Source organism: Allobosea sp. 01N443, from assembly GCF_056399325.1.
The window spans coordinates 23539-35930 of the sequence record NZ_JBFTRC010000068.1; the positions used below are offsets into that span (position 1 = coordinate 23539).

General features: G+C 64.8%; 14 protein-coding genes. 2 read left to right on the plus strand and 12 right to left on the minus strand.

The genetic code is table 11. The features are described from left to right. Window positions 1–31: 31 nt before the first annotated feature. The 7 genes from AC1DRP_RS17755 to AC1DRP_RS17785 all read right to left on the minus strand — a co-directional run bounded on the left by AC1DRP_RS17755 (window position 32) and on the right by AC1DRP_RS17785 (window position 5614). Window positions 32–1363, minus strand: a complete 1332-nt coding sequence (locus tag AC1DRP_RS17755) for a flagellin N-terminal helical domain-containing protein (protein WP_441506245.1) — start codon at window positions 1361–1363, stop codon at window positions 32–34. Window positions 1364–1569: 206 nt separating this feature from the next. Then, window positions 1570–2106 carry a flagellin gene (locus AC1DRP_RS17760; RefSeq protein WP_476769131.1) on the minus strand — a complete coding sequence of 179 codons (537 nt, stop codon included), beginning with the start codon at window positions 2104–2106 and terminating at the stop codon, window positions 1570–1572. A gap of 38 nt (window positions 2107–2144) precedes the next feature. Further along, complete coding sequence (locus AC1DRP_RS17765; protein WP_476769132.1) at window positions 2145–2741, minus strand: flagellin N-terminal helical domain-containing protein; 597 nt, start codon at window positions 2739–2741, stop codon at window positions 2145–2147. A 242-nt stretch (window positions 2742–2983) separates the two neighbouring features. After that, on the minus strand, window positions 2984–3445 hold the full coding sequence (locus AC1DRP_RS17770) for a hypothetical protein (protein ID WP_441506243.1): 462 nt from the start codon (window positions 3443–3445) through the stop codon (window positions 2984–2986). Window positions 3446–3637: 192 nt separating this feature from the next. Continuing rightward, on the minus strand, window positions 3638–4126 hold the full coding sequence (locus AC1DRP_RS17775; RefSeq protein WP_441506242.1) for a hypothetical protein: 489 nt from the start codon (window positions 4124–4126) through the stop codon (window positions 3638–3640). Continuing rightward, window positions 4113–4481: a rod-binding protein gene (locus tag AC1DRP_RS17780; protein ID WP_441491507.1), complete on the minus strand. Its 369-nt coding sequence runs from the start codon at window positions 4479–4481 to the stop codon at window positions 4113–4115. Before AC1DRP_RS17780 ends, AC1DRP_RS17775 begins: the two co-directional genes overlap by 14 nt. Then, a complete protein-coding gene (locus AC1DRP_RS17785; protein ID WP_043237642.1) occupies window positions 4481–5614 on the minus strand; it encodes a flagellar basal body P-ring protein FlgI in 1134 nt (377 codons plus the stop codon). The genes AC1DRP_RS17780 and AC1DRP_RS17785 overlap by 1 nt, the downstream gene beginning before the upstream one ends. Before the next feature lie 227 nt (window positions 5615–5841). Between AC1DRP_RS17785 and AC1DRP_RS17790 the strand changes: the two genes are divergently transcribed. Further along, the gene (locus AC1DRP_RS17790; RefSeq protein ID WP_441491506.1) at window positions 5842–6249 is read left to right on the plus strand and encodes a flagellar assembly protein FliX; all 408 of its coding nucleotides are present in this window, start codon (window positions 5842–5844) and stop codon (window positions 6247–6249) included. Between the two features lie 153 nt (window positions 6250–6402). Here AC1DRP_RS17790 and AC1DRP_RS17795 read toward each other — a convergent pair whose 3' ends face one another. The 4 genes from AC1DRP_RS17795 to AC1DRP_RS17810 all read right to left on the minus strand — a co-directional run bounded on the left by AC1DRP_RS17795 (window position 6403) and on the right by AC1DRP_RS17810 (window position 9973). Next, entirely contained in the window at window positions 6403–7575 is a 1173-nt protein-coding gene (locus AC1DRP_RS17795; RefSeq protein WP_476769133.1) for an alpha/beta fold hydrolase, read from the minus strand. A 121-nt stretch (window positions 7576–7696) separates the two neighbouring features. Further along, window positions 7697–8242, minus strand: a complete 546-nt coding sequence (locus AC1DRP_RS17800; protein ID WP_441491504.1) for a 2,4'-dihydroxyacetophenone dioxygenase family protein — start codon at window positions 8240–8242, stop codon at window positions 7697–7699. Between the two features lie 106 nt (window positions 8243–8348). Continuing rightward, window positions 8349–9071, minus strand: a complete 723-nt coding sequence (locus AC1DRP_RS17805) for an SDR family NAD(P)-dependent oxidoreductase (RefSeq protein WP_476769134.1) — start codon at window positions 9069–9071, stop codon at window positions 8349–8351. Window positions 9072–9133: 62 nt separating this feature from the next. Further along, window positions 9134–9973 carry a hypothetical protein gene (locus AC1DRP_RS17810; RefSeq protein ID WP_476769135.1) on the minus strand — a complete coding sequence of 280 codons (840 nt, stop codon included), beginning with the start codon at window positions 9971–9973 and terminating at the stop codon, window positions 9134–9136. A 221-nt stretch (window positions 9974–10194) separates the two neighbouring features. Between AC1DRP_RS17810 and AC1DRP_RS17815 the strand changes: the two genes are divergently transcribed. Beyond that, window positions 10195–11409 carry an NADP-dependent isocitrate dehydrogenase gene (locus AC1DRP_RS17815; protein ID WP_441491501.1) on the plus strand — a complete coding sequence of 405 codons (1215 nt, stop codon included), beginning with the start codon at window positions 10195–10197 and terminating at the stop codon, window positions 11407–11409. Window positions 11410–11728: 319 nt separating this feature from the next. Here the strand turns inward: AC1DRP_RS17815 and AC1DRP_RS17820 are convergent, their stop codons facing one another. Then, window positions 11729–12373 (minus strand): hypothetical protein, encoded by a 645-nt coding sequence (locus AC1DRP_RS17820; RefSeq protein WP_476769136.1) that lies wholly within the window; start codon window positions 12371–12373, stop codon window positions 11729–11731. Window positions 12374–12392: the final 19 nt, after the last annotated feature.

Below are 12392 nucleotides of genomic sequence, written 5' to 3' on the forward strand. Positions count from 1 at the left end.
TTGGGAGGGGAGGTCGGGTGCTTCGGCGCGATCAGCCGAAGAGCCGGAGCACGCCCTGGTCGGCCTGGTTGGCCAGCGAGAGCGCGGTCTGCGAAAGCTGCTGGCGCGTGTTCAGTGCCAGCAGGCTTGCGCCTTCCTCGTTCGGATCGGCAAGGACGAGATTGTCGGCACCGATCTTCAGCGTATTCACTAGCTCCTTGGTGAAGTCCTGACGGGTCTGGGCGACCGAAAGGTTCGAGCCGAGCGTCGAGGCCAGCGACTTCAGCGAGGTCAGGGCGCCGGTCAGGGACTGGGTCGCCTTCTCCAGGTCGAGGTCGTTCTGGAAGTTGACGAAGCCAGCCAGCTGGGTGTTGACGGCCTGGTCGATGCCGAGATTGGCGGCGCTCAGGGTCGAACCCTGGATTTCCAGCTTGGTCTGGTTCGTGCCGGTCTTCTCGTTGAAGACGATCGAGAGGCGGTCGCCTGCGAGCAGGTTGATGCCGTTATAGCTCGAATCCTTGGCGAGCTTGTCGATCTGGTCGCGCAGGTCGTTGAACTGCTGGATCAGGTTCGAGCGGACGGCCGAGGTGACGTTCGACGAGGTGATCGTCGAGGTGCCGACGACGGCATCCAGCGCGCTGAAGCCGATCGCGGCGTTGTCTCCGCCTGCCTGGGCATCGGTGATTGCAGCACCACCGTTAGCGCCCGAGCCGAAACCAAAGGCGACGGTCTCGGAGCCGGTGCCCTTGACGTTGAGCTGGCCCTTCTCGTCGACGAAGGCTGTGGCAAGCCCGGACTTGTTGATCTCGTTAACGACATCCCGGACAGTCGTGTTCGCGGACGCAAAGGAGGCTGTGTAGGTGGTGGTGCCGACGGTGATCGAAATGCCGAGCGACGGCGTTGCTGTCGTGTCGATGCCGAGGTCGCCGGCGGAGGCGGGGGTCGCGGTGGAAACAGCCGTATCGCCGGCGCTGCCAATACGCTTGTCGAGCGCGATATCCTTGAGGCTCTTGCTGGTCACAGCCGCTTCGGTAGCGTTGGCGAGAGCCGTGCCGGCCTTGGTCGGGCGGTTTTGGGCCGCGTCGGCCTGGGCCTGCTTCACCGTCGATTGCAGCGACTGCACCAGCTTGGTGACGCCGTCGATACCCTTGGATGCCGACTGAATGGTCTGGATGCCGTTGGAGATGCCGTCGAGCAGGCCGGTGAGCTGGCTGGAGCGGTCGTTCAGCGAGGCCGAGGTGAAGTAGTTCACCGGGTTGTCGATGGCCGAGTTGACCTTCTTGCCGGTGGCGAGGCGATTCTGGATGACGCTCTGCTGCGCGGTGGTCTGCTGAAGCGTCAGGAGGTTGTTGCGCACGCCGCTGGAAAGAATCGTATTCGCCATCTTCGGTCCCCTGGAACGCGCGATTCGGCGCTGAGCCAAATTTTCTGGGCCGATAATCCCTTGTTAGGGATAACAAATGGTTAAACGAGGGATGCGGCGTGCTCCTCATGCCGTCCGTCAAATGCAAAAGAGGCGGAGCTTTCGCTCCGCCTCTTTTTGTCTTCGGCCCACATTCTGTGGGCGAGCCCGCTTCTGCGGACGAAGGATCAGAACAGGCGCAGGACCGCCTGGTCGCCCTGCGAGGCCATGGAGAGGGCGGTCTGCGAGAGCTGCTGACGGGTCTGCAGCGAGAGCAGGTTGGCGGCCTCTTCGTTGGCATCGGCATTGACGAGGCTATCGGCACCAGCCGCCAGCACGCCGGCGAGGTCCTTGGTGAAGTCCTGGCGGGTCTGCGCCACCGAGAGGTTTGCACCAAAGCCCGAAGCAAGCGACTTCAGCGAGGTCAAGGCGCCGGTCAGGGCCTTGGTTGCGCCTTCCAGATCGGCGTCGTTCTGGAAGTTGGTGAAGCCGGCGAGTTGGGTGTTGCCGGCCTGGACGATGCCAAGGTTGTCGGAGGTCAGCGTCGAGCCCTGAATCTCCAGCTTGGACTGGTTCTTGCCGGTCTTCTCGTTGAACTGGATCGAGACCTTGTCACCGGCCAGCAGGTTGACGCCGTTGAAACCTGAATCCTTGGCGAGTTCATCGATCTGCGTGCGCAGGTCGTTGTACTGCTGGATGAGGTTCGAGCGAACCGCCGAAGTCACGCCAGATGAGACGCCGCCGGTGGTGCGATCAGCCGCTGCTAGACCGAAGGCAGCATTGCCGTGTTGGCCGTCAGGGCGATCGAAACGTTGGTCGTCGAAGTTGGGGAGGCTGGCGTGCCAGTGGTGAGCTGGATGGTCAGCGAGGGAGCGGCCGTGGTGTCAACACCCAGGTCGCCGGCGCTGCCGGCAGTGGCTGCAGAGACCGCCGTATCGCCGGCGCTGCCGATGCGCTTGTCGAGTGCGATATCCTTCAAGCTCTTGCTCGTCGCAACAGCTTCTGCTGCGCCGGCGAGCGTGGTGCCGGTGCCGACGACGGTCGGACGGTTCTGAGCGGCGTCGGCCTGGGCCTGCTTCACAGTGGACTGCAGCGACGAGACCAGTTTGGTGATGCCATCGATGCCCTTGGAGGCAGCCTGAATGGTCTGGATGCCGTTCGAGATGCCGTCGAGCAGACCTTTGAGCTGTCCCGAGCGCTCGTTCAACGACTGGGCGGTGAAATAATTGACCGGGTTGTCGACCGCGGTGTTCACCTTCTTGCCGGTGGCCAGCTTATACTGGGTGGCCTGGGCGGCGGCAGCGGTCTGCTGGAGAGTGGCGACCGAATTGCGGACAGCCGAAGAGAGCGTAATAGCCATAGTCGTTATACCTTCTGGTATGGTGCCATTCTGGCGTCATGGCCTTCTGGCCGCGACCCGAGGACACTCGGTCGCCAACCCGTAACGAGTGGTAAATTTCAGCGGTCGAATTGCCGTCAGATTKGGCAAAGCCACTGCATGGTTAAGCGCGCGATAAGACGGTGGCTGGGTTCCATCGGCCCAAACGCAAACCGCCCGCGGGAGCGGGCGGCTGGGATACAAATTCGGGAAGGCAGCCCTTGTCAGGCGGTGCGCTCGACATAATGCTGCGCGCTGGTTTCGTCGGCGAGCCGGGCTTTCTCGGCGAGTTCACGTGAATAGATGCGCAGCCGGAGCAGCGTCTCGTCAGGCAGTTGCGAAACGGTCTCGCCGGTCACCCTGTTCTTCTTCTGGATGACAACTTCGCGGGTGCGCGGCTCGATCACGATGCGACGCTCGATGAGATCGCGCAGATCCTGTTCGCGCTGGCGCGCCGCCTGCCTGTCCGTGGTGGCGTTCTGCTTTGCCATGGCGTCGTCGCGCCGCGCTTGTTCAGAGCGGGCCTGCAGATCGAGCTGGACCGCTTCACCCGCTGTTGCCGACTGGACGGTTTGCGCCGCCGGCAGTTCGACCGGGATGCTCCCCTTGGTCGCGGCGGCATCGCTTCTGGCGGTCACGTGATAKGCGCCGACCGCTGTCGCCCTCGTCGAGGCCCCGAAATCCATCGCTCACTCCTTCTGGAGTCGGATAACAGCCACCCCTCGCGGCCGTCGTACGAAAGGCGCGGCCAAGCCGCACCCTTCGCATCATATCGACAATGACCGCGAAGATTGAATCTTCCGTAAGGAGATTAGGTAAATTTTGACGATTGCCGTGGCAGCCGCCGCCTCCCCCCTGGCACGCTGGCTCCCCGTGGCTCAGAGACTGCGGGAGATCACGAGCGGCCCGGAGTTCGGGCGRACAAAGGCGCCGGCTCCCACAGTTGCCGTCGGTCCGTAGCCGGCGGCCCGCATCGGACGGTTTGCCTCGAAGGCGAGATCGCGGACGATCGATTCCGAGACGGCTCGCGCGGTGGCAAGCACGATCTGGTTGATCTCGATCAGGTCCTGGAATGCGACATGGGCGGCCTTCAGGCGCTTGACCTGATCGGGGACGAAGCGCGCCAATGCCACCGCATTCAGCTTCACCTGCTCGACGCCGCGCATATAGATGCCGGCAAGCTCGGTCTTTCGCGGTTCGCGTTCCATTGCGTCCGACAATTTGCCGGCGCGGACCAGTTCGGTTTCCTCGCCAACGACATGGGACAGGGCCCCGAGCGTCTCCAGCACGGCTTCGATCAGCGCCTGCGCTTCGAGAGCGCTTGCGATCCGCGGCCGCTCGTCCAGTACACGCCTAGCCAGCGACACGTGCAGCTCCGGTAGTCATCGCCGCGGTGGCCTGTTCCTGAACCTGCAGCAGGCTGCGCATGATCGGATCGGACAGGCCGATGCCACCGGCGCGCTGCAGATTGCGGGCATATTCCTGGGTCAGCATCGAGCGATAGACGCCACCGCCGGTGCCGTTCTCGCCGAGCGGTCCCTCGGTCTCGCTGGAGGCCATCAGTTTGTCCGTGACCTGTTCGAGGAAGACGGTCTCGAACTCGTCGGCCTGCTTCTTGGCCTTCGCCTTGGCGGGATCGAGAGCGTTTGCCAGGCCGCTGACGAGGCTTCCGGCAACGCCGAGCGCCAGTTTCGCAGCGGGGAGGGCGAGTGCGGCGGTCATTACATCACCTCGATTTCTGCCTGGAGGGCGCCGGCGGCCTTGATCGCCTGAAGGATGGAGATCATGTCGCGCGGGCCGATTCCGAGGGCGTTCAGTCCGTCGACGAGCTCGGCGAGCGTCACGCTCTCCTTGACGAGGGCGAGCTTGTTGCCGCCTTCGGTGTCGACCTTGACGTTGGTGCGGGGCACGACGGTGGTGCGGCCGCGGGCGAAAGGCTCGGGCTGGCTGACTTCCGGCTGCTCGCTGATCGTCACGGTCAGGTTGCCCTGCGCGACGGCGACGGTGGAGACGCGGACGTCCTTGCCCATGACGATGATGCCGGAGCGTTCGTCGATGACGATGCGGGCGAGCTGGTCGGGCTCGACCCGCAGCTGTTCGATCTCGGTCAGCATGCGGATCATGTTGCCCTGGAAGCGCGGGGGGATCTGCAGCACGACAGTCGAGGGATCGGTCGGCTCTGCCGCATCGCCGCCGAGGAAATCATTGATCGCAGCGGCGACGCGGCGCGCCGTCGTGAAGTCCGGGTTGCGCAGCGACAGCCGCAGCGTCTTCAGCTTGTTCAGCGCGAAGTCGATCTCGCGTTCGACCAGGCCGCCATTGGCGATGCGGCCGACCGTCGGCACGCCGCGAGTGATCTTGGCGGCGTCGCCCTCGGCCGAGAAGCCGGAGATTGCGACCGGCCCCTGCGAGACGGCGTAGACCTCGCCATCGGCGCCGAGCAGCGGCGTTGCGAGCAGGGTGCCGCCCTGAAGCGACTTGGAGTCACCCAGTGCCGAGACCGTGACATCGAGGCGCGTGCCCTGGGTGGCGAAGGGCGGCAGGTTCGCGGTCACCATCACGGCGGCGACATTGGCGGTGCGCATATTGGCGCCGCGCGTATTGACGCCGAGCCGCTCCAGCATCGCCTGCAGCGACTGCTTGGTGAAGGGCGTATTGTTCAGCGTGTCGCCGGTGCCATTGAGGCCGACGACGATGCCATAGCCGAGGATCTGGTTGCTGCGCACGCCTTCGACGGCGGCGAGATCCTTGATGCGGGAGAGCGCCTGCGCCGGCTCGGCCGCCCAGGACAGGCCGATGGCCAGCAGCGCGGCCAGCGGCGTCACAAGGCGTTTCAGGGAGGGCAGGCGAACCATAGGGCACCGGCGGGAATGAGACAGTAGCGGCTCATGCCTTGCGAGGGGCGTGCCAACTGCCGATTTCATGAAAACCCTTATTTGCCAGCCTGTTGTGAGGTAGGCTCTGTCTGGCGCTTGCCGTTGTCGCTATGTCGTTCCTGCCGGATCGGCAGTTTTTGCCGGGCGATTTACCGCTTGTTAACCATGCGGGTCCAAGGCTTGGCGCATCGTCAACCGAGGCCGTCATGATCCGTATCGACCCGCGCACGCCCGTTATCGGGGCAGGCTCGGCCAGCCAGACCCGGCGGGCCGGCGCGGCGTCGTTCTCTTTGCCCGGCCGCGAATCCGCGACGGCGGCACAGGGCAGCACGGTCAGCAATGCGGGGTCGCTCGATCTCCTGCTCGCGGTCCAGGCCGAAGGCGATGCGCAGGAGCGCAAGAAGCGTCAGGCACGGCGCGGGCATGACCTGCTCGACGGGCTCGACAGGCTGAAGGCTGCGCTCCTCTCCGGCCGCGTCCAGATCGCCGAGCTGGAACGCCTCAAGACGACGCTCTCGTTGCGGCGCGAGACCACCGATGATCCGCGCCTCGACGATGTGCTGGCTCATATCGAGCTGCGGGCGGCGGTCGAGCTCGCCAAGCTCGGGCGTTAGATCCTCGGACCAGAAATCGTATCCGGTCCGATGATCTAACCCTTTGTGTTTGCATCGGCCTTCCCGAAAGCCGCAATCCACTTTTCCGGCCGATGCAATGGCCTTCGAACCTGCCGCCGGTCCGATCAGGACCGAGCGGTTGCAGCGAGACCCTTACTGCGACAGGGCGCAAACGCTCGGCGGCGTCACGCCCTTGAAGCGCTGATCCATCCAGGCGATCGCCGCGTCGGCGCTGTCTCGCGCAGCCAGGAGATGGCCGACGCCCGGCAACGCATCGAATTGCACCGCGCTGCCGGCGCGACAAAGCTTGTCTGCGTAGTCGCGTGTCACCTGGGGCCGGACGAGCGTGTCGCTCGTGCCCTGCGCGATATAGACCGGGACGCTGCGCGGCAGGAGACCGGGGGTATTGCGGCTGAGAAGCGCGCGCCAAGGCTGCTGCTCAGCAAAGGCGTTGTCGACGAGGAAGCGGCGCTCCAGCGCCTTGGTCGGGCGCAGCCTGCTGAAGATGTCCGTCAGGCTCTCCAGGCAATCTGCGGCCAACTGATCGACCACCGGAATCGCGCCCGAACTCACGATCTTGTTCAGGGGCGCCTTGTAGACACGCGTCCAGGACCACAGGGTCATTGCCGTCAGGTTCCGGCCGCCATCCGTGTCGATGTCGTCGGACAGCAATGTGGCGAGTTCGGTCGCAGGCGCTGCGGCGGCGACACCGACGAGGTCGAGTTCGGGCGCCAGGCGCTTCGCCAGGATGCCGGTGAACAGCGCCGCGTGCCCACCCTGGGAGTGGCCCCAGACGGTGAAGCGCCGCCCGGCGGAGGCATTGGGGAGCTGGCCGGTCGCGCGCACCGAGTCGATTACGGAGCGGGCCGCGCTGGCGCCGACCAGATAAGGATGGACCCCCGGTGCGCCCAGGCCCGGATAGTCCGTCGCCGTGACGATGTAGCCACGCGCGAGCATCGGACGCAGGCCCTGAATGGATTGGAAGATACCGCCGGAGCGCGACGGTCCGCATTGCGGCTGGACCCCGGTCGTCGGGTGCGCCCAGGCGACGACGGGGCGTCCCTCGGCCGGACCGGGGCCGGGCGGGACGATCGCAACACCGGACACGGCGATCGGCCGCCCGTCGAGGCCGACCGAGCGATAGAGCATCCGGTAGGCGCTGGCGCCCTCGGGCGTTCCGTTCAGAATCTCGGTCCGGATCAGCGTTCCGGGGCGCCCTCCGGCGATCTCGGCAGACGTCGCCGTATAGAAGTCCGATTGCGCGTCGGCTGGCGAGGGGAGGCCGGCCGCCGACATCCACATCAGCAGGGCGAGGACGGCGCGCATGAACGGTTCTCCAGAGGTGGCATAGGCTTCGGTCGGTTTGACCGGAACTAGCCGAGAGACCGTTTAGGATTCGTCCGTGCTGCCGAACCGACGCGTGTCGATCCGGCACGGAAACTGGTCGTCAGCGAATGAACTGGTCCGCGTAATCCGCTCCGAGCCCGTTGCCCGCGTAATGCGCGCGGCATTTGTCGAGGCGGGTGAAGACGTCGTCATAGCCCAGGCACTTGCCGTCGGGATCGACATAGATCATCGCGCCATTGACCTGGAACATGGTGATCATCTCTTCGACGTCAGGGTCGACGACGAGCGTATGGGTCTCGCCCGGCGCCTCGTAGACATAGGACCCTTCGGTCGCCACCCAGTCGTGCTCCAGGTAGCGCCACTTTCCCTTGAGGACATAGCCGTGCACGGGCAGGGGGTGGCGGTGGCGCGAGAGCACGCCGGCGCGGCGTACCTTCAGGAGGTTCATCCAGTATCCGCGCGTCACGCAGAAGAGCAGCGGACGGAACCAGACATTGTCATCGACCGGCACCCAGACCCGCTCGTCGGTTGGAATGACATTGGGCACGATCAGTTCGGGTGGGGAATCCTTCGGCTGAGGGTGGCGATAGGGCGTCCAGCGGTCCTCGGCGCTCGCCTCGACTGGCATGGGGTTCGGGTTGGTCATGGCGTTTCCTGCCTGAGATCTTGATTCAAGTCGTTGCCGGAGTGATTCCGGAAGCGGTTGCATGCCGTTGCCGTGTTTGGCGTTTTTGGTGTTGATGTGGATGGCGTCAGATGGCGAGATACCCGCCATCGACGGGCAGGATGGCACCTGTCACGAACTTGGCCGCATCCGAGAGCAGGAAGGCGATGGCGCCGCCGACATCGCYSGGYTYGCCCCAGCGACCCTGTGGTGTACGCGCCAGGATCGGCGCCGAACGGGCAGCATCCTCGACCAGGGGCCTGGTCAACTCGGTCGCGATCCAGCCGGGAGCGACGGCGTTGACGCGGATGCCTTCAGGTGCCCAGGCGGCCGCGAGCGACTTGGTGAGCTGGCCGATGCCGCCCTTCGATGCGGAGTAGCCCGGGGCGAAGGGCGAGCCGTGGAAAGTCAGCATGGAGGCGATGTTGACGATCGCCCCGCCATTGGCGGCGAGCTTGTCCTTGGCCGCCACGCACATCCGCATCGAACCGGTGAGGTTGACCTCGATCGTCAGGCGAAAGGCTTCGATCTCGAATTCCTTGCCGCCGCGCTGGATCATCCCGGCGCAGTTCACCAGCGCATCGATACGGGGGCAGAGCGCGACGATGGCCGCGACCTGATCATCCCTGGTCACATCGAGCTTGGCGTGACGGATCGTGGGGTGAGGCGGGGACGCCGCGACCTCATCATCGGTGAGGCCGGTGGCGATGACCTCGTAGCCGGACTGGGCGAGCGCAAGCGCAGCGCCTGCGCCGATGCCGCGTGTGCCGCCGGTTACGAGAGCGAATTTGGGAACGGGAGTATCTGTCATGCCTAAAGGCTAGAGCGACCGGGGCGATCACGGAAGGCCGGCAAAGGCAGAGCAGGGTCCCTTCATTCGAGGCTGTATTTCAGGCGCAGCAGGGCGGTGCCGCGCGTCTCGTACTGGCTCGCGACGAGCGGCATCTGACGTGCCAGCGCCAGATCGAGCGAGGCCTCCCAGGAGAGATTCGCCAGAGCTGCGAGATCGGCGCTCAACTTGACCTCCGGCACAAGCGTCGAGTGCGGGCCACCATCGGGAGCGAAGACGTAGCTGCCGGCCATGGAGAGCTGCGAGCTCATGGTCAGGTACTGAAAGAGCTGGTGGCGGAACCCGACCAGCAGACTGGCGTTCTGCTCGGGTTTTCCCGCCGTGCTGCTGCCGCCTCCCGTCGAGATCGTCCAGATGAAGCCGGGCCCCTTGTTGGCGACAGGCCGGGCCAATTTCCAGTCGATGCGTGCGTCGCCGACCTGCTCGTGCCCGGGCGGTGCGAYCAGCTTGGTCGAGATCGAGAACGTGTCGGCGCCGAGCTGGAGGCCGACGCTCCGTTCGGGCGCAGACCCTGTCGGGCCACGTGTCGAAAAGCCCTGGCGAATGACGCTGAGCGGGATTTCCCTAGGCAACTGCCGGTTGGCCTTCGGCGTGGCGGGCCAGTTTGCGCGCGCGCTCAGAGCCGGATCGAACGGCACGGCGTCCAGATCGTCCTGCGCCTCTTGAGCCTGTGGTTCGACCGCGTCGTCAGGCACTTCGTGGGTGAGGATAGGTTTGGGAATGGGGAAGCGCGGGCTGTAGGCACCGTCGTCATTGGCCTTCGCCGCCCAGCCCGTGACGAGCAGGAGGGCAACGATGCCGGCCCGAGCCCCGATGGACCGGCCAGCACGAATACTGCAGCGATGGTGATACAAAGTCGGCATTCTTCCTCGGCGGCGATCTCAAATCGAAGTTAGAACGGGAAGGTGCAGTTTTTGCGGCAGTGCAGCATGAAGGCAGTGCGGCATGAGGCTTGGGCAACTCGACCAAAAGCCGTGCTTCCCCAGTGGCACGTAACCCGCTAGGAAGCGCGCGGGCGGGCTGCGGAGCTATGGCTGCAGCCCGGAAACGTTCCAGACTGGCCAGCAGCAGGGGTCGAAATCACATGAGCAAGATCAAGGTCGCCAATCCCGTCGTCGACATGGACGGCGACGAGATGACCCGCATCATCTGGCAGAAGATCAAAGACACGCTGATCTTCCCCTATCTCGACCTCGAGCTGGATTATTACGACCTGTCCGTCGAGAACCGCGACGCGACCAATGACCAGGTCACGATCGATGCCGCCAACGCCACCAAGAAGCATGGCGTCGCGGTGAAGTGCGCCACCATCACCCCGGACGAGGGCCGGGTGAAGGAGTTCAATCTCAAGCAGATGTGGAAGTCGCCGAATGGCACGATCCGCAACATTCTCGGCGGCGTGATCTTCCGCGAGCCGATCATCTGCAAGAACGTGCCGCGCCTCGTGCCGGGCTGGACGCAGCCGATCGTCATCGGCCGCCACGCCTATGGCGACCAGTACCGCGCCACCGATTTCAAGTTCCCCGGCAAGGGCACGCTCTCGATCAAGTTCGTCGGAGATGATGGCGCCGTGATCGAGAAGGAGGTCTTCAAGGCTCCGGACGCCGGCGTCGCCATGGCGATGTACAATCTCGACGATTCGATCAGGGATTTCGCACGCGCTTCGCTGAACTACGGCCTGATCCGCAAGTACCCGGTCTATCTCTCGACCAAGAACACCATCCTCAAGACCTATGACGGCCGCTTCAAGGATATCTTCGAGGAGATCTACCAGGCCGAGTTCAAGGCCGAATTCGACAAGCTCGGAATCACCTATGAGCACCGTCTGATCGACGACATGGTCGCTTCGGCGATGAAGTGGTCGGGCGGCTATGTCTGGGCCTGCAAGAACTACGATGGCGACGTGCAGTCCGACACCGTGGCCCAGGGTTTTGGTTCGCTCGGCCTGATGACCTCGGTGCTGATGACGCCGGATGGCAAGACCGTCGAGGCTGAAGCCGCGCACGGCACGGTGACGCGCCATTATCGCGAGCATCAGAAGGGCAGGGAGACCTCGACCAACTCGATCGCCTCGATCTTTGCCTGGACGCGTGGCCTCAGCCACCGCGCCAAGCTCGACAACAATGCCGAACTCGCCAAGTTCGCGACGCTGCTCGAGAAGGTCACGGTCGACACTGTCGAGGCTGGCGACATGACCAAGGATCTGGCGCTGCTGGTCGGTCCCGACCAGAAGTTCCTCTCGACCACCGGCTTCCTCGAGAAGGTCAGCGAGAACATGCGCAAGGCGATGTCTGCCTGAGCTCTGCGATCCTGAGTGAATGAGTTGAAGCGCCCGGATCCCGATCCGGGCGCTTTTTGCTGTCGAGGCCAAGGTGCATGCGACGACACAGCGTGTCGTGCCGTGCAGACCAGGTCAGCCGCTGGCGTAACGTCAGCGGGGTGATCCGCACGTGCTGCGGCCGACATCCGTCCTCGACGAAGGGAACCTGGTCGCTCGGTTGGGCGGGCTCTGCGGGATGACCAGCAAACTCACTGCGGAGCCGTCTCGGAGAGCTCCGCGCTATCGCTCGCCTTGAGAACGCCGATCGCGATGCCTGGGCACGCGGCCGGGATGATCGCTACTCGATCGTGAGGGGGCGGCGAGCGAGGATACGCTGGCCGCTCAGCGGTGCGTTCATGACATAGCGAAGTTCATAGCTGCCCGGCTTGTCCGGTGCTTCCAGCAGCGCTTCGACATTCTCTGCCGGATAGAAGGATGGGCCTGCCGCGTCCACGGCTGCATCAGGCGCCGTGATGACGACGCGATCGCGCTCGCCATTGGGACCGATCCCGCGAACCGGGATGCTTGTCTTGGCCTTGGCGCGGTCCGGCGCCGACAAGGTCGCCGAAGGGGATGTGGTTGCCAGGGGCTGCCTGGCCAGGATCTCGGGCTTGCCGGAATCCTGGCGAACGAGGCGGAGTTCATAGCTGCCGGGCTCGCCGGGCGTCGTGATCGCGGTTGCGGACACGGCGCCGAGAATGACCGAGACGATGGCCGCTTCAGCAGGATCGCTGGGGCGCGCGATGGCGAGCTGTGATTGTGCCGGCGCCTTGCTGGCGAACACCGTCAACATGGAGCCGGCCATCGCGCTACGCGAGGCCGACAGGGTTGGCTGGACGGGCTGGGCCGGTGCGGCGGGGCGGGGGCGCACCTGCTGGGCAAAGCCTGAGGCGCTCGCTGCCACCAGGGCAAGAGCAATGGTGGCGGCGAGACGATACTGCACCCCGTCTTCTCCGTCGTCC

Coding starts and splice junctions, on each gene's coding strand:
- AC1DRP_RS17755 (WP_441506245.1), bottom strand. CDS start 1,363: ATGGCGAATACGATTCTTTCCAGCGGCGTGCGCAACAACCTCCTGACG.
- AC1DRP_RS17765 (WP_476769132.1), bottom strand. CDS start 2,741: ATGGCTATTACGCTCTCTTCGGCTGTCCGCAATTCGGTCGCCACTCTC.
- AC1DRP_RS17780 (WP_441491507.1), bottom strand. CDS start 4,481: ATGACCGCCGCACTCGCCCTCCCCGCTGCGAAACTGGCGCTCGGCGTT.
- AC1DRP_RS17785 (WP_043237642.1), bottom strand. CDS start 5,614: ATGGTTCGCCTGCCCTCCCTGAAACGCCTTGTGACGCCGCTGGCCGCG.
- AC1DRP_RS17790 (WP_441491506.1), top strand. CDS start 5,842: ATGATCCGTATCGACCCGCGCACGCCCGTTATCGGGGCAGGCTCGGCC.
- AC1DRP_RS17795 (WP_476769133.1), bottom strand. CDS start 7,575: ATGCGCGCCGTCCTCGCCCTGCTGATGTGGATGTCGGCGGCCGGCCTC.
- AC1DRP_RS17800 (WP_441491504.1), bottom strand. CDS start 8,242: ATGACCAACCCGAACCCCATGCCAGTCGAGGCGAGCGCCGAGGACCGC.
- AC1DRP_RS17815 (WP_441491501.1), top strand. CDS start 10,195: ATGAGCAAGATCAAGGTCGCCAATCCCGTCGTCGACATGGACGGCGAC.